The sequence below is a fragment of the Brevibacillus sp. AF8 genome (assembly GCF_021270385.1).
GTDB lineage: Bacteria > Bacillota > Bacilli > Brevibacillales > Brevibacillaceae > Brevibacillus.
Genome location: NZ_JAGQDN010000005.1, coordinates 165727 through 191006 on the forward strand (window position 1 = coordinate 165727; position 25280 = coordinate 191006).

Consider the following 25280-nt stretch of genomic DNA (forward strand, 5'->3'; position numbering starts at 1 on the left):
ATCGTAATGATATCGATACCAGATAATGGTATATAATCAAAGAGGTAAGGTCAAATGCAAAAATTAAGATTTTTGCGAAGGAAGTTGGCAAGAGTTAATCCCAAAGATACGATAGAAGAAGCACTGTTTGGTCAAGGCTGTATACAGGAGCGGAATGCCCATCAACGAAAGGTATTGATAGCCTCCGTCCAGAAAGAAGAACAAGGACAGAAAGGCTAATCCAGCAACGATACGAAGCATTTGATCAAAACGACCGACGTTTTTCATTCTTATCCCTCCGGTTATGGTGTTTGTGATTGATGAGACTTATTGTACCGGAGTACTTTTTGGTTGCATGTAACAAAGTCACATAACGCAAAGCAGAAGGGGAGAAAAGCATGAACCAAATCCGTTACCATCGCAGAAAATACTCGCAGGGTCATACACCAATCGAAAGGCTGGAGCGTTTGTCCAAGGAGTTAGGCGGACCGAGCATTTCTATCAAGCGAGACGACATGCTTGGCTTGACAGCAGGAGGAAACAAGACGCGAAAGCTGGAGTATTTGGTGGCGGAGGCAATCGAGCAAGGGGCAGATACGTTAATAACATGCGGAGCTGTCCAATCCAATCACTGCCGGTTGACTCTGGCGGCGGCTGTTCGAGAAGGTCTGCACTGCCAACTCGTGCTGTCCGCGCCTGAGACGGGCGACTACCAACCGCAGGCGAGTGGCAATCATCTGTTGTTCCACTTGCTCGGAGCAGAAAAAATCGAGGTCATTCCCGCAGAGGCAGATTTGCTTGCAGCTATGGATGAACTCGCTGAAAGTTTGCGAAAACAAGGGAGAAAACCATACCTGATCCCTGTAGGAGGCTCCAATGAAGTCGGCTCCTTGGGGTATATGGCGTGCGCGGAAGAAATTGAGCAGCAGGCTTGGGAAGCGATGACTCCGTACGATTATGTCGTGACGGCAACGGGAAGTGGCGGTACGCAAGCCGGTCTGCTTGCCGGCTTTATGGCGCGTCAGTCCAACACAAACGTAATCGGGATCAATGTCAGCCGCGATCGGGCTGCACAAGAAGCAAAGGTGATGGGGTTGCTGCGCAGTACAGCTGCATTGATTGATTTGCAAGGGGACATACGAGCAGAAGCTGTGCTCTGCGACGACAGATTTGTCGGGCCAGGCTATGCGATTCCGACTGATGGCATGATCGAAGCTGTTCAGTTGGTCGCTCGGACAGAGGGGATTTTGTTAGATCCGGTCTATACGGGTAAGGCAATGGCAGGCTTGATCGGCTTGATTCGCGAAGGGCGTTTTAATCGGAACGATCACGTGCTGTTCCTGCATACGGGTGGTGCCCCAGCGCTGTATACCGTTCCGCATTTGTTTTTGCCATCCAAATAACGTAGCAGGCAGCGGTAGTCCAGGATGTACTTTCACGTCCATAGCTACCGCTGTCTTTTTAGAGGAAAGCTGACAGACTTAGTGCTTTACAGTGCCTTGGTCAGTCACAACATCGGTGGTGTCTACCTGCTGCATCAGCATACGCATGGAAAAGACGATTCCCAGTGTGGCCGTTACCAGAAGACCTGCCAATACAAGGTAACCGACTGATGCGCCTGTTGAATCTAACATGAGCGTAAATAGAGCGAGCAATAACAGCCGCATGCATGTACCAATCGACCGAAAAAAGCTCAGGACCCTGCCCATAAAACGATTAGGTAGCAGTTCCATATAGATGGTCTGTCGGATCAGTCTGGTTGATACATTGCACCAGCCCATAAACGCAGAGAGCAACACAAAAACCGAGCCCATTGGGATCACAACGGTCATTACAAGAGCAATCGCCATCAAGATGAAGTTCCCTACCATATAAGGAAAAGCACCGATTTTTCCACGAAACCAGGTAAGAAGAAATCCCGCCAGCACTGCACCGATGGAATACGTAACCTCTCCCATGGAATAGATCGCCACATCCTCCCCCAAAACTTGGCTAACAAAGATAGGGTTAAGCAGGTTCGTCAGCATAACGGCGAGGAATGGTATCAGCGCAGCAATTCCGAATACGATAAACCCTCGTTTTTCTTTGATATAGACCCAGCTTTGCTGAAATTGTGACAGCCAGGATGTTCGGAGGTATTTTTCTACTTGTTTTTCTTGTGTAAACACATAGTCGATTCCGGTTAAGGAGAGAAAAGCGATCAGATAGGTCAAAGTGTTAAGGATCAGCACGATATGTAGTCCGTATTTCCCCAATAGAAAACCTGCGAAAGCTCCTGCGAGGACCAAAGCGGTCTGGACTTGAATTTCCATGGTAGAATTGATCACATTGTAGTCCTTTTGCTCAAAGGTTTCCTGTATGAAGGCTGACTGTGTAGGTTCGTGAATCTGAAACATGAACATCGACGCCAAAAAAACGAGAACCATCATCCACTCTTGATAAGTCCCCCAAAATCCCCAAGCTGTTACAAGAGCGAGGACCGAGAAGCCTCCTAGCTGTTCCAGCTGTAGAATGGTCTTGCGGGAAAAGCGGTCAATCAATGTACCAAAATAAGGTCCGAGGAGCAGTGTCATTATCGAGGAGAGAAGCATGGTGGAACCAAGTAGGCTGGCTGAGCCTGTGGATTCTACCAAATACCAAGATATCCCGATCATGGTCATCCCCTGGCCAAAGCCTGAAAACAAATTGGAAAGAAACAGCTTGCGAAAATTGCGAATGCGAAAAATCTCGTTCACTCTCGTCACTCCCTTTTCGTTAATAGGGCAGATGAGCAGCCCTATTACAAACATAAAGGAGCCTGATTATTCACGAGGGTCGCCCTTCATCAATAATCAGGCTCCGGGGAGTTCCGAGAGCTCTTTTATAAAATCTTATACCATAAATCGTATCACTTTTTTCTTAAGTCAGCAATATGGCAATATGGAGAACCAAGCGTTACTTATTCAAGATACCTAAATATTCGCGCCAAGGTCCAACATCCGCCGTGTACCGCTTGGCCAAGACTCGTACGATCTGCGCCATGTGGGTTAAATCGTGAACCACCCATGTAGAGAGCAGCTCTCTTGCCTTGACTACGCCAAATGCAGGGTGTATCCCTGTTAATTCGAGATTCTTTTCCAGATCTACGAGTGCTTGTAGTTTTACGAGATTTTCTGTTCGAAGTGTTTTGAATTCCTGGAGCTTTTGTGCAAACGACCTTTCTGAAGTCTCGTGTAAGTGAGAGAAACGGTCAAAAGGAGGAAAGGGTTTGCTTTCCCCATCCTGAAGAATCATTTCGAGCCGTGGGAGCCAATTCGTTTTCTCAGCCTGGGTCAAGTGCTCGATTACTTCGGTGGCATTCCAGGTTGCATTCCCTTCGTTGTCTTGCAACCATCCATCCGATAAGCCCACTAAAAAATACTCCAATGTTTGCGGTGTACGCTCCAGAACCTCAATCGCTTGCTTCAGATTAAAATTCATTGTACGACTCCTTTCGGTATGGAAACCCGTAGTATTTCCCCAACATTTCTCTTTCGTTTCGCGTAGTCCTGCCCATTTTGTGTGGCGAAGGGTGGATTTGTTTGCGTGAATACGTATAGAATGGTCGTAAGCAAGGCTCGAATAATACAGAAACGCAGAGGTTGATAGATGGATGTTTAAAATCGGCGTGGTTGGTCCCAAGCAATCGGTAGAAAGAATTCTTGCGGTTGCAAAGGAATTTGAGGAAGGAATGAATTTTGTTCCGTATCCGTATACAGAGACAAAAGAGACAGAAAAAATTGTCTTGGAAAATGACCAGTATGTGGATCACTGGCTTTTTTCCGGACCGATTCCGTACTTGATTGCCAGGCAAGCATTGGATGATGACAAGCGGATGGAACATATTTACCCGACGGAGTCCAGCATCTATAAAGGCTTTTTGGAAATGGTCTACACTCATCGGAAATTAATTGATCGCGTCAGCATTGATATGCTTTTATCCACAAAATTCATGGAAGATTCCCTTCACAACATCAACATCTCTGTGAGCGATATGTATATGAAGACGTTCGAAGCTACGATCGATCCGCAGGAACTGCTGGATTTTCATCTTGCGCTATGGAAGGAGAAAAAGACAGACGCTGCCATGACCTGCTATCCGACAGTCTATCAAACGCTAGTAGAAGCAGGTATCCCAGCCTATTGGATCTCGCCTAGCCATATGGAGATCCAGCAAACGATACGCGTGTTTGTGGAGAAAGTGCGGACGTCGTATTTCAAGGATACACAAATCGGGATCGAGATGATTGAGGTCGAGCAATTTGACAGAATCAAGGAAAGCGCAAAGACCCCGTATCATTTGCAATATTTGGAGCTGCGAATAAAGCAAGCGCTGATCAAGCTGTGCGAGCAGGTGGATGGATCACTTCTGGAGCAGGGGAATGGCCGATACGTTATCTACAGTACCCGTGGGACGATTCACAGAGAGATCCCTACCTTGCAAAACACAGTGGAGTTTTTGGCGAAGGAAGCAGATACGACGGTCGCTGTCGGAATCGGTTTTGGAGAGACGGCTTTTGCAGCAGAGATGAATGCCCATCGCGCCCTGCGCCAATCGAAGGAAAAAGCAGCGCGAGATATTGTCATGATTCAGGATGATGGAACGATCGTGGAGTGGGTCGGGCAGGAAGAGGAGCTCGTCTACTCGTATCGTGCCGACGATGATGAGGTTTTGGAAAAGCTAAAAAAGGGGAACATCAGCGTCAAAAGCTATAAAAAGCTCGATGCCTTGCTGCAAAAAATGGGTTGGACCGATTTCACGACAAAGGACCTGGCCAAATATTTGCAAATGAGCGAGCGAAATGCACAGCGAATCGTCGCGGATTTGTGTGCCGTTGAGCTGGCGGAGAGCTCGGGGGAGGAATCGCAATCAACCCGAGGAAGGCCCACCAAACGATACCGACTTTTGTAAGCACCCGTTACGGGTGCTTTTTTCATTGCCGAGAAATCGAAATGTTAAAAAAAAACGTTGCCAATAGTCTCAACATTTCGTAGAGTATATATAACGACATGTCGCAATATATGCGGTAAATAAGAGGGCTGGACCATATTGGCGCGGATTGTCGGTCATCGAACGAGATGAATGCGCTTTCGCCAAAATGAAAGACTAGCTTAGTAACGCAACTAGAAGGAGGTATCCACACATATGGTATCAGCACGAACGAGAAACTGGATTTTAGCGCTACTCTTTTTAGGCTGGGCATTAGGGAACCTGGATCGATACGTCATGAACTATGCCATTTTGTCGATCACAGAAGACTTGCAGCTTGGTGCTTCTTCCACGGGATTATTGCTCAGTAGCTTTTTTGCTGGTTATGCACTCATGCAAATGCCTGGAGGTTGGCTGGCAGACCGATTTGGTGCCAGAAAAGTACTCATTGCTTCTGTTGTCATGTGGTCTATTTTTACGGGGCTGACCGGAGCTGCTTGGTCTATGGCTTCGATGATTCTCATCCGTTTTCTGTTCGGGATCGGCGAAGGTGGTTTCCAACCAGCCAGCTCGAAGATTATCGCTACCATATTTCCTATCAAGGAACGCTCGCGAGCCATGTCCGTGATGCTCTCCTCTAGTGCCATTGTTGGACTTTTCTCTCCGATTTTATCCGTTTGGATGATTCAAACCATGGGCTGGCGAACCATGTTCCTCGTCATTGGAGCTATTGGCGCTATCATTGCTTTCCTGTTCTGGCGCTATATTAAACTTCCACAAGCAGAATCTGCAACGAATACAACTGGCTCCGAGCAATCAAAAACCTCAGTGGCTATGCTGTTTAAAACACCGCTGCTTTGGAGTCTGTTAATCGCTTACTTCAGCATTTATGCAGTAAACTGGGGCCTCGTAACCTGGATGCCAACCTACTTGAGCAAGGTACGCGGACTGGACATGATTTCACTCGGCTGGCTGCAAACGATCCCAGGCTTTGCTACGTTGGTCGGTATTTATGTGAGCGGCTATGTACTGGACAAGCTGCCTAAAGGTCGCGAAAAAATCATTGGTAGTTTCTCCTGTGTGGTAGTGGCGGTCCTCTTGTACTTCATGTTTACTGCATCGAGCGTGACGATGTTTATTACGTATCAAGCCATTGTGTCGCTGTTCCTTTCCTTTGTGATCATTCTGTTGCCGTCTGTTGTCCTGAAAAATCTTCCGGCTGCCGTAGCGGGAACAGGGATGGGCATCGTGAATACAGGTGGACAGCTGGCTGGTTTTATCACGCCGATGGCGATTGGTTTTATCGTCGAAGCGTTTAACGGTTCATTTGATGCAGCGTTCTGGATGCTGATCGGCTTCGCGGTCATCTGCATTGGCGCACTATTATCGTTGAACTATGAAAAAGGCGAGCTGTTAAAGCAAAACGCCGACAGTGCATCCGCCTGAACATCGAGAGAAAGGAGCGTATGAAATGAACAGAACCGAGATCATTTCTGCGTTAATTGAACAAAAAAGAGACGCGTTTATTCGCGTTAGCGATAAAATTTGGGAAACACCAGAGATTTACTTCGAGGAGCATCGTTCTGCCGAGTACTTGTGTCAAGCGCTGGCAGCAGAAGGCTTTGAAGTGGAGAAAGGAATCGCTGGACTGAATACTGGCTTTGTTGCCAGCTTCGGAAGCGGCAAGCCTGTCGTAGCCATTCTGGGCGAGTATGATGCGCTGGCAGGTTTGAGCCAGAAAAAAGGCGCCATCAATCATGATCCAATTGTCACTGACGGTCATGGGCATGGGTGCGGACATAATCTCCTCGGAGCTGGAGCGTTGGCAGCAGCGGTTGGCATCAAGGATTACATGGAGCAAACCGGCTTACAAGGTACAGTTCGCTACTATGGGTGCCCAGCAGAAGAAGCGGGCTCGGGAAAAGCGTATTTGGCAAGAGCCGGCGTATTTGCTGACGTAGATTTTGCGCTCTCCTGGCATCCTGCGACAGCGCCAAGCATCATGAACATCAGCTCGCTTGCGAATTACTCCGTTCGTTTTCAGTTTCACGGAAAAAGCGCGCATGCAGCCGCCGCTCCGCATTTGGGACGCAGTGCCTTGGATGCCGTGGAACTCATGAACGTAGGCGTGAACTACATGCGAGAGCATATGATTCCGGAAGCACGGGTTCACTACGCGATTACGAATACAGGTGGAATTTCGCCAAACGTCGTCCAGCCGTTTGCGGAGGTCGTATACTTGATTCGCGCTCCGAAAAAGCAGCAAGTGAAGGAGCTGTATGGAAGAGTCTACGACATCGCAAGGGGAGCCGCCTTGATGACGGGAACCACTATGGATGCGGTGTTTGAGGGTACAGCTTCTGATCTCGTGCCGAATACGATATTAGCAAAGCTCATGCACAAAAATCTGGTTGAAGTCGGCGTGCCAACGTACGATGAAGCAGATCAACAATATGCCAAACAAATTCAGGCAACGTTATCAGCTGAGGATATGAGAGCATCATTGTTCGGGTTGGATCGTGAAACGGCGAAGCAACTAAAGGACAAGGCGATTGCGGATGTGATCGGGCCACTTCCTACGCACGAGTTTACGCTTGCCGGGTCTACAGATGTAGGAGATGTCAGCTGGCAAGTTCCAACGATGCAATGCATGACGACGTGCTGGGCACTGGGTACGCCTTTCCATACGTGGCAGGTCGTCTCGCAAGGGGCCATGCCAATCGCACACAAGGGGATGTTGCAGGCAGGTAAAGTCATGGCTGCTACAGCGATTGAGGCGATGGAAAACCCGGCGCTGATCGAACAGGCAAAAGCCGAATTGCAGGAACGTTTGGAAGGAGAAGAATATTTCTCGCTCATTCCGGATGATGTTCAACCACCTCAAAAAGCGTAAATCGACGGTGAAAAGGAAGTTGGTTAGTCAAGTGGCGCAGCAAACAAGAACGATTGAAACAGACTGCTTGGAAAAATGGATCGAGCAATATCGCGGGGAGTCCGGCAAGGGCAAATGCGCTGCTTATATCCCCGCTTTGAAAGAGGCTGACCCAACACAGCTAGGGATTTGTGTGATGGGACCAGATGGACAAATCAGCAGGGCAGGCAACTACGATGCTCCTTTCACCCTGCAAAGCATTTCCAAAGTCATCAGCTTTCTCGCAGCTTGTACGCACCACGGGATTTCGAATGTATTGGAGCAGGTGGATGTAGAGCCTACAGGAGACGCATTTGATTCAATGGTTCGGCTGGAAATGCATAAGCCGGGCAGGCCGTTTAATCCGATGATCAATGCAGGAGCCATTACGGTTTCTTCCCTGTTGCAGGGGAACGGAGTCCAGGAAAAATTTCGCTCCTTTCAAGACATGGTTGAGCGCATGACAGGACGCAAGCATCAGATCAACGAGGAAGTGTATCGCTCTGAGTGGCAAACGGCCAACCGGAATCGTTCCCTCGCCTACTATCTCGCAGCTACTGGCTTTTTGGCTTGTCCGGTAGAGGATGCTTTGGATGTGTACATCCGCCAATGCTCACTGGAGGTAACGGCGGAGGACATTGCAAAAATCGGCTTGATCCTGGCGCATGATGGCTATGATCCGATACGCAAGGAACAGCTTTTCGGCAAAGAGCTGGCTCGTGTAACCAAAGCACTGATGGTCACATGCGGCATGTACAACGCTTCCGGCAATTTTGCCGCTTTTGTGGGCGTACCAGCGAAAAGCGGCGTTTCAGGAGGCATTATGGCTGCCGTCCCTCCGCGTGGGCGTTTTGGTGAGCTGCCTTTTGCTGGCGGCTGTGGAATCGGTGTGTATGGCCCTGCGATTGACCAGTACGGAAACAGTGTGGCAGGGGTAGCACTGCTCAAGCATATGGCAAATGCGTGGGATTTGACGATCTATTAAAAAGAAATGGCTAGAGATCATGTCTGGATCTTTAGCCATTTCTTTTTGTCCATTGTACCTTGATTCATTTATAAACAACTAATTACTCAAGGAAATTGTCATTGTTCCTCTTATTCCTTTACCAGCACTTTGGTTTGTGTGAAGTACAATTTTATTAAAACCATTTGGAATGGATGTATTAGGATAATTGTAATTTTGACCTGAACCAGGTATAGAAATTTCTTTTCGCAAAGCTGAATCTTGATAAAATTGGAGTACGGCTGGTTCACTAGAAAAATTTGCGGTTCCTACTATAGAAATAGGCCGGTTAATTGTATTCCCTTTCCAAAGGGTTTTTGAAAAAGGATAACCTTCCGGAGCATATAGGTAGTATGGGCCTGAAAATAGAGTTTGAACCGGAACAAACTCAATCCGATCAATAAACAGATTACCCTGCGTTTGACTGGTGTATTGTCCGAGACGTACATCGATTTCTCCTAAAGGTAGGGAGATAGGATCAGGAAGAGAGATTGTAAGCAATCTATAGTTTCCATTTTGTCCTGGCACGTATCCTTGATCTTGAACGTTTTTGGTGCTTGGAAATGTAAAATTACCGCCTTGAAGAGTCTGCTTTCCTGCATTGACTGATTGCCAAATATCGATGCTTGAATCTGAAGGGTTCGCATAACGTACACGAATGTGATACTGACCAGCAAGTTTATTGGTAATAGGTACAACGAGGGAAGGTCCGAGTGGGAGTTGAACCGCGTTGGTCCCGTTCAATCTTTCCTGTACAACTTTAAGTGGACTGCCATCCTCAATATAACCTTTTTCAGCTGGAATTCCTTTAATCGTAAATACTCCTGTTGTTGGATCTGATTGGCCTATTACATTTTCGGGATGTAGATTTTTGAAAACAAATGCATTTATCACTGCATCTTGGCCACCCAGCTCGTCTGTCCATGGAAAGACAAAATGAACTTTATGGTTATCAGGTGCTACAACTCTCTTGTCATAGCCATAATTTCCTCCATTGGTAATACTAGTCCCATCTGCAAAATCCATCATGATTCCAACATACGGGCTCATAACCCGTGGTGTTACTCCAATTAACGGATTGTCTCTTGAAATGTTGATAGGGTCATTTGCAGCTCCACCGGAATCCCCGTAAGTATATGTTTGTGATTGATTGTATCCTCTATCTAATACTTGTTGAATCTGATCCACTCGATCCCATGTTCTCGTTGAAATTTGCGTCAGTTCACCAGGGAAATTCCCATACAGGTACGTGCTTGGATCACCAGCGGATGGATAGCCTCGCCAGTCAACCCTTCCTACTAGATCAGAAAATAAGAATCTCGTTTGTTCTATATCTGTTTGTGTCGGATAAACTTCTGGACTGTCATTAGTAGGCCATTTATCAAAAGTAGGCCATAATGCAGCAATATCAAACCCGTATAATGTTGACGTGTAGATAAAGTCGGCGGAGCTAATTTGACTAGATTCATCGTCCTGTATGTTTTGTAACCCTGTTACAAAAAGAGTATAAACATTCTCACTATGCTTTACGATCCACTGTTTTAGATAAGTCAGAAAGTTCGTTTTATCTGAATCACTAATTCCCCAATCTGTTTGTTTAGAAATAGCCTCCTTTAAAAGGCCCAGATGCATGGTTGCTGCTTGAACATATAGAGGAAGTGCATAGGCTGCATAGTCTTTTAGTGTAAATTGGGGTATATCATGAACAAATTGGAGGTGAATCGTATTAACTGTGCTTCCTATAGTCGAGGTCTTCGGATCGGTTAAATTCTTAACTTCTGTGGCTAAAACATCAAGTTCATTTTTCCAACCTTGCAGCAGTGCCTGTAATTTGTTCAATGTGTCTGTTGTTAACGCTTGGTTAATTAAATCTTGAATCTGCTGCCGCAAAATATCAAATAAATCGGGTTGTGAGGGGGGCCAAATTAAATCAATAATAGGAATAAAGAAGCCTATTACAGACCCTACAAAAGGTATGTAAGAAGAAGCATAGCTTAATATAGTTGTGACTAAGGCACGATAATCGATATTATTGTCTGTTGCGAGCTGAAGGTAATCTCGCGTGATTTGTCCATTGTAAACATCATGCCAAACATCTTTTAATAATTGCTCCCAATCAAATCCGTCTGCCTTGCTAGCTAGATTGTTCAACTGTTGATAAGCAGATGTCGATAGTGTGTTATAAGGACCAGTGGATAAAGAGTTTTTTTCCTGCATGGAATAACTCCCCCTTTTTGATAAACTACGCTAATTAATTTCCTTATTTTAACATTTTTGACGAATACTCGTACAGCCGCTGGCTTTCATTGGCAAAAAAAAGAACCTGTGACATACTGGAGCTATCACGGTCATCGGAGGAAATCAACATGATAGATGTGGTTGCATGTGGTGAGCTATTGATTGATTTTACACCTGTACAGCAAAAGGAAAAGCCGGGCAGCATTGCATTTGAGCAAAACCCTGGAGGAGCGCCTGCCAATGTGCTTGCCGCCCTGTCGCGCTTTGGGAAGCGGACTTCCTTTATCGGTGCGGTGGGAAACGATATGTTTGGGCGTTTTTTGCAGCAAACCTTGATCAGACAGAATATTGGCACAGAAGGACTTGTATTCACGGAGGAAGCACCTACAACGTTGGCTTTTGTCCATCTCGATGAGACAGGCGATCGTGCTTTTCACTTTTACCGCAATCCGGGTGCAGACATTATGCTGCGGGAGCAGGACGTGAACGAGGAGCTGATTGCACAGGCAGCGATTTTTCATTTCGGTACGCTGTCCTTGACGCATGAGCCAGCCCGATCAGCAACCTGGACAGCCGTCCAGTACGCGAAAAAGCATCAGCGGCTCCTTTCATTTGACCCGAATATTCGAGCGTCCTTATGGGGGGATCTGGAGGAAGCAAAGGCTTTGGCTCTCCAAGGAATGACGCAGGCCGATATCGTCAAGCTGTCCGAAGAAGAGCTGGCTTTTCTCATTGGGAGCGAGGATGTCGTGGAAGCGACAGCGTGGATGCTTGCGCAATATGAGCTGCAGGCTGTTTTTGTCACCTTGGGGGAAAAAGGGTGTTTTTACCGCACACGAAATCAGTTCGGTACAGTCGGTGGATTTCCAGTAACCGCGATTGATACGACTGGTGCGGGAGACGCGTTTGTGGGCGCGCTGCTCTATCAGCTTCTTGAGGTGGGGGAAAGTATGCTGGATATCTCACAAGCCACGTTAGAGGACATGGTGCGTTTTGCGAATGCCGCAGGTGCACTCGCGACAACAAGATCTGGTGCCATTCCCGCCATGCCTACACTGTCTGAGGTCAAAAGCTTCATGGAAGCAGCACGGTAGGAGGGAAGAGTCATGATTTTTGTGGAAGTCATCCTGCCTGTCCTGCTCATTTTTCTCAGCGGCTACATTTTGCAGCGCATTTTCAAAATGGATTTGAAGCCGATTTCTTCCCTGGCGATTTACATCTTGTCGACGGCGCTCGTCTTTCGTACCTTTTACAAAACACAGCTCGACTTGCAATTATTTTATATCGTGGTGATTTCTCTGCTTTTGCTGGCAGCTCTCGTTGTGATCACGCAGTTGACGGCACGCATGTTCAAATACGACAAGCAACAGGAAAGCGCACTGATGCTCGCGACCGCCTTCATGAACAGTGGCAACTACGGGACGCCGATTATCTTGTTTGCCTTTGGAGACGCTGGCTTTACGTATGCGGTGCAAATCATGGTTTTCCACTCGATCATGATGGGCGTATTCGGCGTGTATTTTGCCTCCCGAGGCGGGAATGGGATGGGGACGGCCATCAAGGCGATTTTCAAGCAGCCATCGAATTACGCAGTGGTTCTCGCGATTTTGCTGCAACAGCTGCAAATCGTCATCCCGCAAAGCTACTACCAGGCAATTGATCTCGTTGCACAGGCGGCGATTCCAGTCGTGATGCTCATCTTGGGCATGCAGCTCGCCAATGTATCTACCAAAGCGCTAGAGTGGCAGGGACTCAGTGCTGCGAGTGTCATTCGACTCGTGGCGTCACCACTTTTGGCGTACCTCATCTGCCTGTTATTCCCGATTGATCCGCTGCTGCAAAAGGTGCTGGTCGTTCTGGCAGCCATGCCTTCTGCTGCAACGACTGCGATCTATGCGATCCAATTCAACATGCGACCACAATTCGTCTCCAGCAGCGTGTTGGTTACGACGGTGATCAGTATAGGTACATTAACGTTTTTGCTGAACATTTTGCACTAGTCCTGATGTAGACAAGGGAGGAAGATAACTTGAACAAGGCAGAAGTATTGCGGCTTTTTGACAAGGAGATGAGGGTGAAAATCACCTATCCGCCACTCCGGCGGGAGGAGACAGAACACCTCGTTCGCCACGTCTCACCCACCTCGGATGATTCAGGAGTCGTTTTGTATTCCAGGCTGTCTGAAGAAAATGCAGAGGAAGTTATCAAGCAGGAACTTGAGTATTTCTCAAGTCTTCAGCAATCCTTTGAGTGGAAGCTGTTTGACTATGACCAACCCGCTCATTTGCTTGAGAGGCTGAAAGCTCATGGTTTTACGGTTGATGAGGAGGAAGCGACGCTTGTGTTGGAGGTGGCGCAGGCAAAGGAGTTGCGAAGCCTTGTCATTCCGCCAGAGATACGGCAAATCACAGACGCGGCGGGCATTGATGATATCATGCAGTTGAAGGAGCATCTATGGGGGAGTGTGAGTGCTGAGCTTGCTGCGAGATTAAAACGGGATTTGGCGGAAGATCCTGAACACCTGCTCGTGTACGCTGCGTACAGTGGCGATCAGGCAGTGAGTGCAGCTTGGATGTACTTGCATGAGGATACGTCCTTTGGCAGTCTGTGGGGAGGCTCTACTTTACCTGAATTTCGAAATAAAGGCTATTATACGGCTCTCGTGGCAGTGCGGGTACAAGCAGCACAGGAACGCGGGTATCCGTTATTGATGGTGGATGCGAGCCCGATGAGTCGACCGATCTTGGAGAAAAAAGGCTTTGAATTTCTCGCCTATTCTTATCCTTGTTTTTATGAGTATAAATAGTATCGTATCGTGAAAATGGAAGCTGCCCAATGCTCTGAGGGGCAGCTTTTGTAGTTGCAGATCGTCGCCTGTGTAACTATTATGAGAATAAGAATCATTTGCAAAATTATCCTACATATGATTAGGCAGGGAGAAGGTCATGGAGCAAGCATCTGTACATTCCATATACGATAGCTACATTAATGCATTGCCTTCTACGAAGAGTGATTGCATTGTGTCCGAAGCGAATCGGTATACACGGACGAATAATGACGGCTACTTTCGGAGAGTGATTCCCCGACCGGGATTGGAGCTGGTTGAATCCAACTATTCCCTCCAGGAAAACCGCGTCATGGATATACAGTCGCAGGCAGCCATGGTGGAGCTTAGCTTTTGTTTGGAGGGGAGCGGGGAGTTCGTCGTTTCGGGAAGTCAGCACGAGTTTTTGCCTGGGAGCTGTTCTCTTCAATTGATGAACGACTTTCATGCGCATTTTATGTACCGGGCGGATGGTTCTCATCAATCTGTCGGCATCGGTATATCCGTGGAGCAATTTAATGATTGGGTGGCCGAGAGCGATGTGGGAGCAGCCTATTCTTTTCAAGGGCTGCTAGGCAATCAAGCCTATCGTCTGTTTCGTATGCCGTTGCAACCATATATGGCTCGGATGCTCCAGCAGTTGAACGATTTTACATCCTCCCATCAGAAGCTGCGGAGATTGTATACAGAAAGCAAGATTCTTGAGATTGTGTCGTCGGCGCTGGATGCGTTTTTGTACGAGCGGGAAGTGAATCGACCGAGATCACAGTTATCTCGGAGTGATCGGGAAAAGATACACAACGCTCGTGACATTTTACTCGAAAATATGGAGTCTCCCCCTTCTCTGATCGAACTGGCGCGTTTGGCGCAGCTCAATGAATACAAGCTGAAGATCGGCTTCAAAGAAGAGTTCGGGACCAGTGCATTTGCCTATTTGCGGGAAAGGCGTTTGGAAAAAGCACTTGGACTACTACAGGAAGGCAATCTGAATGTCAGTGAGGTTGCGCTCATCGTGGGATTCTCTAACTTCAGTCATTTCTCCGAGGCGTTTCGCAAGCAGTATGGACTCAATCCTTCCGAAGTGAAGCGGGGGAGGTTTTGCTAGTTTTACAAGCCATCAGACCGTGTTATACGTCTTCCACAGATATATCGTTTATAGCAGAGCGGTTGTTCGGACAAGAGGTTATTCTCATCCTCGGCATAGGGCGAGCGGCAACATGCCATTAGGCTCCAGGTCCCTAAAGAAAAACAATATTTTCATGCGAATATTCAAAAAAATCCATTTTGCACTTGAAACTTACGTAACGTAATGAATTATGATGTAGATCCCGGTAAAAACCTCACGCGAAAAACGTACGCTAAGCTTAAAATGAGAGGGAGTTGAAGAGAATGACGAAACAAACACGAATTGGTAAAACAGATTTAGTTGTCAATCCAATCGGACTTGGAACAAGCGCTGTAGGTGGCCACAATATTTATCCTGATTTAAATGAAGAAGTAGGGAAAGATTTGGTGCGGGCTGCGATTAACCATGGAGTGAATTTTTTAGATACAGCGTTTTTTTATGGAACAGGACGTTCAGAGGAGCTAATAGGTGAAGTGATAAAAGAAGCAGGAAAGCGTCATGAACTCATCCTTGCAACAAAAGGTGGCCTTACACTTGTCGGCAATGATGTTACCATGGATAATTCGCCTGCTTATTTAAAACAAACCGTTGAAGATAGTTTGAAAAGGCTACAAACAGATTACATAGATTTATTTTATATTCATGCTCCAGATCAGGATACACCAAAAGATGAGGCGGTTGGAGTCTTAAAACAGCTAAAGGACGAAGGTAAAATTAGAGCAATTGGCGTTTCTAACTTTTCACTGGAACAATTGAAAGAAGCAAATAAGGATGGTTATGTCGATGTAGTACAGGGAAACTACAATTTGCTGCAGCGTGAAGCGGAACAAGAATTCTTTCCATATACGACAGAGAATAATATCTCGTTTATTCCATACTTTCCACTAGCATCAGGCTTGCTTGCCGGTAAATACAATAAGGATATGACATTCAATGATCTACGCAAAGATATGCCTCACTTCCAGGGCGATAACTTTATAAGAAATCTAGAAAAGGTAGAGCAGCTCCGTAAAATTTCAAATAAAAAAAATGCCGAAGTTGCTCATATAGTCCTTGCTTGGTATTTCACACATCATTCAATTGATGTTGTCATTCCCGGAGCACAAAGAGCAGAGCAAGTGCTGGATAATTTAAAAACAGTAGACGTCCACCTGACAGAAGAAGAAATCAACGAAATTGATCGTATTTTTAAATAGGTTCTCTGTGGCGAATCTTCGTACTACTGCCCTTTCGTATTAGGAGGTTAGCCAGTTTTTACTGGTTGACCTCCTTAGTAAACGGTTTGGTTGAACTTAGTAGTTGATTTTGTTGGTCTAATCGCTTTAATGCGTCAGTGACTACTTCTTTTGAAAAGTTTTTCACAATTACCTGATTCTCTATTAAGAAAACATTATCGTCCATGTTCCGCTCAATGTAACCCAACAATCCAGCCTTAGTGCAAAGGGAACACCATCTCTTGTCACCTTCACTAAAGGTGACTGTGACCTCAATATGTTCTAAAGATTCTTCACTTGAATCTTGAATCGTATCGTCAAATGTCCAGTTAACTAATACTGGTACACTATTCCCGTCAGGTACGAAATAATACTTTCTAAACCATCTTGCTCGGTTATTGTCACCAACAACCCTTATCTGTTCTTTTGCTTCGTCCTCAGCTAAAACTTCGTAATGCTTACCACGTGTCAGAGCGTCAAAATAAAGACCCACATCATTGCAAATTACTATCGTTCTTTTGGTGTCTGCCACCTTCGTTCACACCACCTGTTCCCCAATGACAATATATCAATATCTAAAAATCATTATACATGAATGCTGTGCTAAACGGCCCTTTCGTGCGCAATCAGCAACCCTAGCGATTCATCGTTCATGTATAGTAGAATGATACAAAAAAGGGAACAGAAGGTGTAAGCGATGTGCAGAAACATCAAAACCTTATTCAACTTCGACCCACCTGCGACAGAAGATGAGGTTCAAGCAGCAGCCCTGCAATTCGTGCGCAAACTCTCGGGCTTCAACACGCCTTCGAAGGCCAATGAAGAGGCTTTTAACCGCGCGGTCCAAGAGGTCTCCGTTGTTGCGAAAAACCTCCTGGATTCGCTCGTGACGAATGCAGAGCCACGCAATCGAGAAGTCGAGATCGAGCGTGCTCGCGCGAGAAACGCCAAACGGTTTGGCACGACAGAGTAGTAAGACGATAAAGAGAAATAGACTATTTAACGGGCAGGCCTTCAAGGTAACTGCCTGTTTTTGTTTCCCGTATCAGAAATTTCAGTATCTTATCATCGTCTTATGAGATGATTTATCATTTCGCTGCTATGTCTCTCTCCTGCGAATTATATTATCGTAGAAGGCAAAGGGGAGAGGATCATCATGGAAAAGGTGAACGTCGCACAACATTTATCACGCTTGCAAGATTCCTGGGGCTCTCTGGTTGTCGGAGAGATGAATGATACGTCTATTAAGCTAGAGAAGCTGCAAGGTGAGTATCCTTGGCAACAAAATGACCAGAAAGATGAACTGCTGTTTGTCGTCAAAGGCAGACTGCTGCTGATGTACCACGAGCGTAATATATGGGTCGAAGCCGGAGAGTTTATCGTTGTGCCAAAGGGAGTTTCCTATAAACTGTTTATTCCGAACGGCGATTGTCATCTACTGGCGATTGAACCGAAAAAATTCGCTGCTCTCAAGCGCTGCTCCTAAGACGATCAACATAGAAAATCAAGCGCTATTCGTTTGTGGATAGCGATGATATAGAGCTGTCAATCGACCGGTCACTTTCGTTGGCTGGACAATTGGCGGCTTTTTTGCTATTAATATATGTTCAAAAAAGTGTTGACTTATACGTAATTTGTACTGTAATAAATACTGATAGCTCCAACTCTTTTCGAGGTGATGAATGTTGGACGACGGCATATATGTATTGATCAAAAAGGGAGACCCCGAACAGCTTCAAAAGCGTCAGTTTCTACATAAGGAAGAGTGTACGATTGGGAGACGGGGCAATCAATTACAACCAGACATTGCTTTTTCCAGTCCGTATATATCCAGAAGGCATGCAGTGATACGGAAAATCAATAACCAATATACGATTTCTGATTTGCAAAGCAAGCATGGGACAGAAGTGAACGGAATGCCGATACAGCAGGCACCCCATTTTCTTTATCATGGTGATCATATTACGCTGGCCAAAGGCGTGGTAGAAATGATATTTTTCGCAGAGGGTAGCGAGATGGATGTGACACGGGAGTTCTCATTCCCTTTGACGTATCCAAAAGAAACTACCTCTACTTCCGGCTTGGTCATCAATCTGGAACGCAGAGAAATCCGTCTCGATGGTGCGAGAATCCATTTGACCGGAAAAGATATGGACTTGCTCATGCTTTTGTACCAACGTGCGAATCAGGCGGTTAGCTATGAGGAAATCATGGTACTCGTCTGGCCGGAGCGGTTGCTGAATGCTGAGAGCAGTGTTCCCGATGTTGGACGAGCCGAGATCAACGCTCTCGTTTATCGCTTGCGTAAGCGGCTGGGCAGATATGGCGAGAATGTCACCACGATCCCGCGCTTTGGTTACATGTGGGAAGAATAGTAGGCAGTACGACAGACACAGGATAAATTTCCTGTGTTTTTTTGCATTTGATGTAACTATCTGACACTTATCATCGTACTATGAGAATAGTCTCATCATGTCATCATCTTTTTTCCATATATTATGGTATCCGACTGTAATATCGTGTGATAGGGAAGGTGAATGACTAGTGAAAAAGACATGGATAGTATTTTGGACGGTTTTTGTCGTTGTTCTTTCAGGTTTTTTCTATCTTTTCTGGGACTTTTGGAAGGACACTACGCAGTCGGAAGGCGAGAGAGCAAAGGCCGCATTCACCGCGTATACGACAAAATGGGGAGAACAGAAATTCTCTGACATGTACGAGCAGCTTTCTTTACATACAAAAAGGACCATCAACAAAGAAGAATTCGTTTCACGTTATCAAAACATTTACGGAGGAATCGAGGCCAAAGCGATTGTGGTCGAGCCGATGTACAATGGCGACGTTTTGCCAGGTGAGGATGGGCAGATCAACTTTCATTACCGGCTGACGATGGAAACTTTCATTGAACCGATTTCCTTTACGGGAAAAGCGACGCTAGTCAAAGAAACGCAGAACGACTTGGAGGATTGGTACATTCATTGGAATCCTTCTTTTATTTTTCCAGAAATGAAAGAAGGGGACAAAGTAAGAGCCAATACGGTGTATCCCAGACGAGGTGAAATCACGGATCGGGCAGGGCGGCCATTGGCAACAGAGCGTATCGTGGTAGATATCGGGATAAATCCGGGAGAATGGAGCCAGACGTCACAGACCGGGAAAATGGCGGTCAGCAAGCTTTTGCAAATTCCGTTGGATGACCTCACCTCGAAGGTACAAGCTACGACAAGCAAGTCGGCAAAGTTTATCCGGATCGCCACGCTGCCACAGGACGATGAACGCCTCAAACAATTAGAAAAAACAGAAGGGCTCAAATTGCACAAAAAGAAGGTCCGTTACTATCCCTATCAGGACGCGACGGCCCATCTGGTTGGCTATGTAGGAGCGATCAATCAGGAAGAGTACGAGAAGCGAAAGAATCAGGGCTATAAAACGTCCGATGTGATTGGAAAATCAGGACTGGAACAGATTTTTGAGGAGAAGCTAAGAGGGAGTACAGGTGGGCGCATTATCATCACGGATGCAGATGGAACGGAAAAAAAGACCGTGGCGGAACGCTTTGCCAAGCATGGACAGCCACTGGCATTAACTATAGATGCTGAAGTGCAGAAAACGATTTACCAGGAGCTGAAAAACGAAGCAGGCACGGCTGCGGCCATCTCACCAAAGACCGGGGAAATACTGGCGCTCGTCAATTCTCCTTCCTTTGATCCGAATGCGTTTGTGCTTGGGATGTCGGCTACAGAGTGGAAGCAACTGAATGAAAACCCGCAAAAGCCGTTTCTGAATCGATTCGTGCGCGGGTTTGCGCCGGGCTCCACCTTCAAGCCGATTACGGCAGCGATTGGCCTTGAGTCAGGTGCAATTACCTCTTCGGACAGTATCCACGTCCGCGGACTGCATTGGCAAAAGGATGCGTCCTGGGGTGGATACGAGGTAACGCGGGTCAGCGATTACGGGGGACCTGTCAATTTGGAAAAAGCATTGGTGTACTCCGACAATATTTATTTCGCGAAAGCGGCGCTCTCCATGGGGGAGGGGCAATTTGTGAAAAAGAGCGAGCTGCTTGGATTCCATGAAGCTCTCCCGATTCCATATCCACTGGAAAAGTCGAAGCTGTATAACGATGGTTTCAAAAACGAAATTCAATTGGCAGACTCCGGTTACGGTCAGGGCGAGGTAACGATGACGCCGCTTCACCTCGCGTTGGTGTACAGCGCTTTTGCAAATGACGGGAATATCGTTCATCCATCACTGTTGCAGGAAGACAAAAAAGACGGGTATTGGAAGACGAATGTCATACCTGCAGATGTGGCGAGTACGGTGAAGCAGCATTTGATACAGGTTATGGAAGATCCGCGCGGCACAGGACGAGGAGCACGCGTGCCTGGTATTCGCATGGCGGGCAAGACTGGAACAGCTGAACTAAAGCAGAAAAAAGGCGAGCTTGGGCTGGAAAACGGTTGGTACGCCGTTTTTAATGTAGATGATCCGCGTTTGCTGGTTACCATGATGATAGAAGATGTCCGTGGTCGGGGTGGCAGTCATGTACTCGATGCACGTATCAAACGGATTTTCACGAAGGTACTGAAAAATTAGGGAGAGCAAGTATGAAGGAAGAAAAAAACAATCGTGTGAAACGGCTGCAAATCGTCTATATCGTCGTATTTCTGATGTTTGTGGTTATCATTTTGAGATTGGCGCAAATCCAAATCCAGCAAGGGAGCAGTTATGCAAATGAGCTGGCAGACAGATCGTATAAAAAAGATTACATTCCCGCTATGCGTGGAAACATTTATGACCGCAACGGATATGTCATTGCCGAAAGTCGGCCTTCCCATCTCGCCGTCTTCCGTGAACAAGAGATCATGGAGCAGAAAGCGTACGTTGACCTGGTGGAAAAGCTGGAGAAAATACTGAGCCTCGACAAGGCCACGCTGTTAAAAAAGATGGATGTCGGCTATGCCTACGAGAAAGGCAAGTATGTGGAAGCGGCGCGACAATTGCCGCGCTATTTAGAGAAAGAGCTGAAGGTGGATTTGACGAATAAAGAAATCGCGGTATTGGGTGAGCATCGCGGCGATTTGCCGGGGATTGAAGTCGTGACAAAACCGATCAGAAAATATGATCCGAAGCAAATCGCTGTACAGGCGGTTGGGTATGTCCGGCCCTTTCACATTGCTGAAAATGTGAAGCTCGCCTCCTATAAGGATGAGAGTACGCAGTATTTACCGAACCAGTTAGTCGGGCTGGATGGAATTGAATTGTCTTACGAAAAAGAGCTTCGCGGGAGTAACGGTTACCGGATGTATGAGGTCGCAGCAGATCAAACGGTAGTGAAGCAAGTGGAGGAAGTTCCATCTATTCCGGGCAATCATGTGTATCTCACCATTGATCAACGGGTACAGCTAGGTATCCGGGATTCGATCCGAGAGTTTCTTCCGAAGATGCGTGCAACCATCCCTGAGGCGAGGGGGGCAAAGGGAGCATACGTCGTGGCGGTCGAGGTTAAGACAGGCAAGGTCGTCGCGATGGTCAGCTATCCTGAATACGATCCAAACGTATGGATTGAGGGACCCGATCAAAAAATGTATGACCAGATCAAGCTGGCGGTGACGAATGGGACGATTCGGGAAGCCCCTTACGACACGCGGCCATTAAATGGCGAGTCGGCCATCCAGGAGGGCTACAAGCACCCGGGCTCAATCGTGCCATCAGGGTCTGTCCTCAAGCCGATTACAGTTTTGCTCGGTTTGCAGGAAGGCATCATTACTCCCTCCGACCGTTGGAATGATGGAGGTGTGTATCACTATGGACGTGGTACAGATCGGATTAAGAACGACAATTCCAAAGCGCATGGCATCATTACCCCTCCGATTTCCCTGCAAAAATCATCGAATACGTACATGGCGAGAATCGGGGAGGAGCTGTCCCGTCGAAAAGGAAAAGAGTCAGCGTCTGTACTGCAATCGTACTATCATGCGTTCGGATTAGGCGTTCAGACTGGTGTGGATTTGCCGAATGAAAACAAAGGCAAAGAAGACTATTTGGTGATGGATGAAAACTACGGACCATTAGCCGCGATGGTGCAGGCTTCCTTCGGGCAGCAAGTTCGGGCGACGACGATGCAATTGGCTCAGTATGCAGCGACACTTGCAAATAAAGGGGTACGTTTGCAGCCGCAGATGGTAGACAAGATTACAGATGCAAAAGGAAAACTGGTGAAAACGCACACGCCAAAAACGATGAGTACCTTTCCTCACCCAGATAAATATTGGGACATTTTGGAGCAAGGCATGGTGATGGTGGCGAAGCCAGGGGGAACAGCAGTCCGCGCGTATGCGGGAATGCCGTTTCAGGTAGCTGCAAAAACGGGTACATCTGAGCAAGACATTTATGTACCGGTAACGGTGACAGATGAGAAAACAGGACAGAAAAAGACAAAGTGGAAAATGCATGCCCGCATTACGAATGGTGTCAGCATTTCGTATGCGCCTGTCGACAATCCGGTCCTGGCAGTAGCCGTAATCGTTCCAGAGGGTGGTTATGGGGGAAGATCGGCTGCGATCATCTCACGTTCCGTGTACGATGTGTATGACAAGTATATTGGATTGAAATAACAGGATAGATAGGGAGAAAAATAGGCTGTTCGAAGTGATTCTGCCGAGGATCTACTTCGGACAGCTGCGTTTTTCCATTTGACAGACTAGGGGGATGATTATGGCCGGGGTGGAGATAAACGATTTATTAAGATTCGTTTTGATTACTTTTATCATAAGTTTAGCAGTTATTTCGGTTGCTTTATTGCTTCAAAAGAAACAAGGTAATCTTGTCAATGGATTCACACTGAGCATGATTTCAGCAATTTCCGTAACCGTTTCTGGAACGAATCTTATGATGATGGGTTATATAGCTGATGAATTGAACCTAGGTGGAGACGCTATGTCTACCTATATGTTTTTAATCATTGTAGGGTTAAACATCCTTAATTTCCTTCTTTACTTAAAAAAAGAATGAGGGTTCGGAAAAACTCGCATCGTCGGCGATACGAAGTTTTTCCGTTTTTTTATTTTGTATCTGCTTTTTGCAAAAAGCGGCGGATGACTTGCACGTATTCGTCTGTCTCTTCCAAATAGCCGACATGCGAGCTGTTTTCAAAGACATGGAGCTCGGCGTTTGGCACCAGAGACTGATAATAACCTGTCGATTCAGGTGTCGCTTCATCATAACGGCCGCAAACGAACAGGGAAGGGATGTTGATTTGATGCAGCTGGGGTGTGTAGTCGAATGTTTTCAGATTCCCTGTTGGACAAAACTCAGACGGTCCCCACATCGTCATGTACACTTCTTTGTTCGCTTTTGGACGGCTTTCTGTCATGACTGTTGGCATTGGATCAAGGCGGCACACATGGCGCTTGTAGTATTTCTTCATGGCATCCTGATATTCTTGTGAATCAGTTGTACCCTGCTCCTCGTGTGTGGCGATGGTTTGTTGCACACCCACTGGCAATTGCTCGATTAAACGATCTGCGTCCTGTTTCCAACGCTCTGCGCTCAGGCATGGGCTGGAGAAGATGATACTTTGTACCCCTTCCGGCTTGGCATCCACCAAATAAGCTGCTGCCAGCATCGTACCCCACGAATGCCCCAGAATGTGAACCTCTTTTAAGTCAAGGGCTTGTCTGATGCAAGCGAGCTCCTCCACAAAGCGTTCGGTTTTCCAAAGAGTCAGATCAGTCGGGCGATCGGAATTTCCTGAACCCAGCTGATCGTAGAAAATGACGGGTCTGTCGTTGCCTAAGACATGGAGCGTTGATTTGAGCGGGTCATGCGTATTGCCAGGTCCGCCGTGAAGGACGATCAGAGGCGTTTTCTCCCCCTCGCCGACGCGACTGTACCATACTCTTCCACCAGGAACGTCAATATAGCCTTCTTGCATACTCATCGATAATGCCTCCACTTCAGGTTCAGACTGATTTTTCTTCCTTTCAATATAGCATATGGAATCGTTTTTACACTTTTTTTAGAATTGATTTAGAGCGTGTTTAGACCCTCTCTTTATCATCACGAGTATAGAAAGCGATGACAGTTGCTTTCGATGAAATAGGAGGGATCATCATGCGAAAAAAATGGCTGGGTATCGGCTTGTCGGTTGGAATCACAGGGGCATTGATATGGGGATACGGGGCTTCAGCGAGTGCGGATAGCACGACGATGGACGTGTATGAATCAGCCCTGCATCAAACGAAGGAAGCGAAGAGCATGACGGCCCACGCGCAGCTAGCGCTCACAGACAACGGAGCGAAGCTGCTCACATTCGAGGGAGTCGCAAAGATCGATCACAACCAGCACATCGGAAATGTGAATGCGACTTTTACAGACTCGCTGGGCGAGAAAAGCATGCAAGCCTTTTTGGAAAAGGATAAAGTTGTGGTTAAAAAAGGGGATAGTAACGTTTATCGGGTCATGGAAAAAATGGATAGTAGACAACAACCAGAAAATAATGCCGATAACAAACGCGGGGCCATGATGCACAAGCTGTTTGCTACGGTATTCGGCGATCTCGGAAAAAACGCGACCGTTGAAAATCTACCGGATGGAGGCAAGCGTACGTCGCTTCAGCTCTCCAAAGAGCAAATTCCGGCATTTATTCAGGCAGCGGGGCCTATTTTCTACGATAAGCTTGCTGAGCATAGTCAAGAAGCGTCTTCCTCTGAAAGCGATCTAGCTGTCAAGCTTCCACGTTTGCAAGAGGATTTTCAAGTGGACCAAGTATTACTGAACGCCGAGATCAACGAAAAAAATCAAATCGAACAGCAAACCGCTGTGATACACCTCTCGGGAACGGATGCGTCTGGAAAAGAGCACAAGCTCCAGCTTTCTTTGGATATCCGCCTGTCTGATTTGGGTACGACCACACCTGACCGCATCGAACTTACTGGCAAGCAAGTCGAGAAGGTTTCCCGTGAGGACATGAAGAACAAATGGAGAAAAGGCTGGATGAAGCATTCCGATTCCGAGTAAACCATGACTGCAAGGG

The 25280-nt window shown here is 46.8% G+C and carries 23 protein-coding genes; 17 read left to right on the forward strand and 6 right to left on the reverse strand.

Translation table 11 applies throughout. From position 1 onward, the window contains the following. Positions 1 to 63: 63 nt before the first annotated feature. A complete protein-coding gene (locus tag KB186_RS10150; protein WP_232773532.1) occupies positions 64 to 267 on the reverse strand; it encodes a YgaP family membrane protein in 204 nt (67 codons plus the stop codon). Positions 268 to 377: 110 nt separating this feature from the next. Here KB186_RS10150 and cuyA point away from each other — a divergent pair, with 110 nt between their 5' ends. Beyond that, a complete protein-coding gene (gene cuyA / locus KB186_RS10155) occupies positions 378 to 1382 on the forward strand; it encodes a D-cysteate sulfo-lyase (protein ID WP_232773533.1) in 1005 nt (334 codons plus the stop codon). Positions 1383 to 1460: 78 nt separating this feature from the next. On the opposite strand, the gene KB186_RS10160 is transcribed toward cuyA, so the two are convergent. Together KB186_RS10160 and KB186_RS10165 are read right to left on the reverse strand one after the other, a co-directional pair. Further along, the gene (locus KB186_RS10160; protein ID WP_232773534.1) at positions 1461 to 2714 is read right to left on the reverse strand and encodes an MFS transporter; all 1254 of its coding nucleotides are present in this window, start codon (positions 2712 to 2714) and stop codon (positions 1461 to 1463) included. A gap of 199 nt (positions 2715 to 2913) precedes the next feature. After that, the gene (locus tag KB186_RS10165; RefSeq protein ID WP_232773535.1) at positions 2914 to 3438 is read right to left on the reverse strand and encodes a DinB family protein; all 525 of its coding nucleotides are present in this window, start codon (positions 3436 to 3438) and stop codon (positions 2914 to 2916) included. Positions 3439 to 3610: 172 nt separating this feature from the next. Between KB186_RS10165 and KB186_RS10170 the strand changes: the two genes are divergently transcribed. From KB186_RS10170 to KB186_RS10185, 4 genes are all read left to right on the forward strand, one after another. Continuing rightward, on the forward strand, positions 3611 to 4909 hold the full coding sequence (locus KB186_RS10170; protein WP_173610254.1) for a hypothetical protein: 1299 nt from the start codon (positions 3611 to 3613) through the stop codon (positions 4907 to 4909). 234 nt (positions 4910 to 5143) lie between these two features. After that, complete coding sequence (locus KB186_RS10175; RefSeq protein ID WP_221867928.1) at positions 5144 to 6373, forward strand: MFS transporter; 1230 nt, start codon at positions 5144 to 5146, stop codon at positions 6371 to 6373. Positions 6374 to 6398: 25 nt separating this feature from the next. Then, positions 6399 to 7820, forward strand: coding sequence for a M20 family metallopeptidase (locus KB186_RS10180; RefSeq protein WP_232773536.1), 1422 nt, complete (start codon positions 6399 to 6401; stop codon positions 7818 to 7820). A 19-nt stretch (positions 7821 to 7839) separates the two neighbouring features. Then, positions 7840 to 8823: a glutaminase gene (locus tag KB186_RS10185; RefSeq protein WP_370646666.1), complete on the forward strand. Its 984-nt coding sequence runs from the start codon at positions 7840 to 7842 to the stop codon at positions 8821 to 8823. A 78-nt stretch (positions 8824 to 8901) separates the two neighbouring features. On the opposite strand, the gene KB186_RS10190 is transcribed toward KB186_RS10185, so the two are convergent. After that, positions 8902 to 11058: an insecticidal delta-endotoxin Cry8Ea1 family protein gene (locus tag KB186_RS10190; protein ID WP_221867931.1), complete on the reverse strand. Its 2157-nt coding sequence runs from the start codon at positions 11056 to 11058 to the stop codon at positions 8902 to 8904. Positions 11059 to 11207: 149 nt separating this feature from the next. Between KB186_RS10190 and KB186_RS10195 the strand changes: the two genes are divergently transcribed. The 5 genes from KB186_RS10195 to KB186_RS10215 all read left to right on the forward strand — a co-directional run bounded on the left by KB186_RS10195 (position 11208) and on the right by KB186_RS10215 (position 16225). Continuing rightward, the gene (locus KB186_RS10195) at positions 11208 to 12173 is read left to right on the forward strand and encodes a PfkB family carbohydrate kinase (RefSeq protein ID WP_221867932.1); all 966 of its coding nucleotides are present in this window, start codon (positions 11208 to 11210) and stop codon (positions 12171 to 12173) included. A 12-nt stretch (positions 12174 to 12185) separates the two neighbouring features. Then, on the forward strand, positions 12186 to 13079 hold the full coding sequence (locus KB186_RS10200) for an AEC family transporter (protein ID WP_173610125.1): 894 nt from the start codon (positions 12186 to 12188) through the stop codon (positions 13077 to 13079). Positions 13080 to 13108: 29 nt separating this feature from the next. Next, complete coding sequence (locus KB186_RS10205; protein ID WP_173610126.1) at positions 13109 to 13885, forward strand: GNAT family N-acetyltransferase; 777 nt, start codon at positions 13109 to 13111, stop codon at positions 13883 to 13885. 139 nt (positions 13886 to 14024) lie between these two features. Then, on the forward strand, positions 14025 to 15008 hold the full coding sequence (locus KB186_RS10210; RefSeq protein ID WP_232773537.1) for a helix-turn-helix domain-containing protein: 984 nt from the start codon (positions 14025 to 14027) through the stop codon (positions 15006 to 15008). A 284-nt stretch (positions 15009 to 15292) separates the two neighbouring features. Next, complete coding sequence (locus KB186_RS10215) at positions 15293 to 16225, forward strand: aldo/keto reductase (RefSeq protein ID WP_173610128.1); 933 nt, start codon at positions 15293 to 15295, stop codon at positions 16223 to 16225. Positions 16226 to 16283: 58 nt separating this feature from the next. On the opposite strand, the gene KB186_RS10220 is transcribed toward KB186_RS10215, so the two are convergent. After that, positions 16284 to 16775 carry a hypothetical protein gene (locus tag KB186_RS10220; RefSeq protein WP_232773538.1) on the reverse strand — a complete coding sequence of 164 codons (492 nt, stop codon included), beginning with the start codon at positions 16773 to 16775 and terminating at the stop codon, positions 16284 to 16286. Between the two features lie 165 nt (positions 16776 to 16940). Between KB186_RS10220 and KB186_RS10225 the strand changes: the two genes are divergently transcribed. From KB186_RS10225 to KB186_RS10250, 6 genes are all read left to right on the forward strand, one after another. Then, the gene (locus KB186_RS10225; protein ID WP_232773539.1) at positions 16941 to 17216 is read left to right on the forward strand and encodes a DUF2277 domain-containing protein; all 276 of its coding nucleotides are present in this window, start codon (positions 16941 to 16943) and stop codon (positions 17214 to 17216) included. Positions 17217 to 17399: 183 nt separating this feature from the next. Next, positions 17400 to 17729: a cupin domain-containing protein gene (locus tag KB186_RS10230; RefSeq protein WP_017251270.1), complete on the forward strand. Its 330-nt coding sequence runs from the start codon at positions 17400 to 17402 to the stop codon at positions 17727 to 17729. A 196-nt stretch (positions 17730 to 17925) separates the two neighbouring features. Further along, on the forward strand, positions 17926 to 18618 hold the full coding sequence (locus KB186_RS10235; protein WP_232773540.1) for an FHA domain-containing protein: 693 nt from the start codon (positions 17926 to 17928) through the stop codon (positions 18616 to 18618). A gap of 169 nt (positions 18619 to 18787) precedes the next feature. After that, positions 18788 to 20839 carry a penicillin-binding transpeptidase domain-containing protein gene (locus KB186_RS10240; RefSeq protein ID WP_232773541.1) on the forward strand — a complete coding sequence of 684 codons (2052 nt, stop codon included), beginning with the start codon at positions 18788 to 18790 and terminating at the stop codon, positions 20837 to 20839. An 11-nt stretch (positions 20840 to 20850) separates the two neighbouring features. Next, entirely contained in the window at positions 20851 to 22860 is a 2010-nt protein-coding gene (locus tag KB186_RS10245) for a peptidoglycan D,D-transpeptidase FtsI family protein (protein ID WP_232773542.1), read from the forward strand. A 100-nt stretch (positions 22861 to 22960) separates the two neighbouring features. Further along, on the forward strand, positions 22961 to 23257 hold the full coding sequence (locus KB186_RS10250) for a hypothetical protein (RefSeq protein WP_173610134.1): 297 nt from the start codon (positions 22961 to 22963) through the stop codon (positions 23255 to 23257). Between the two features lie 49 nt (positions 23258 to 23306). Here the strand turns inward: KB186_RS10250 and KB186_RS10255 are convergent, their stop codons facing one another. Continuing rightward, the gene (locus KB186_RS10255) at positions 23307 to 24185 is read right to left on the reverse strand and encodes a proline iminopeptidase-family hydrolase (protein WP_232773543.1); all 879 of its coding nucleotides are present in this window, start codon (positions 24183 to 24185) and stop codon (positions 23307 to 23309) included. Positions 24186 to 24358: 173 nt separating this feature from the next. Here KB186_RS10255 and KB186_RS10260 point away from each other — a divergent pair, with 173 nt between their 5' ends. Further along, positions 24359 to 25264: a hypothetical protein gene (locus tag KB186_RS10260; protein WP_232773544.1), complete on the forward strand. Its 906-nt coding sequence runs from the start codon at positions 24359 to 24361 to the stop codon at positions 25262 to 25264. The last annotated feature ends 16 nt before the right edge of the window (positions 25265 to 25280 follow it).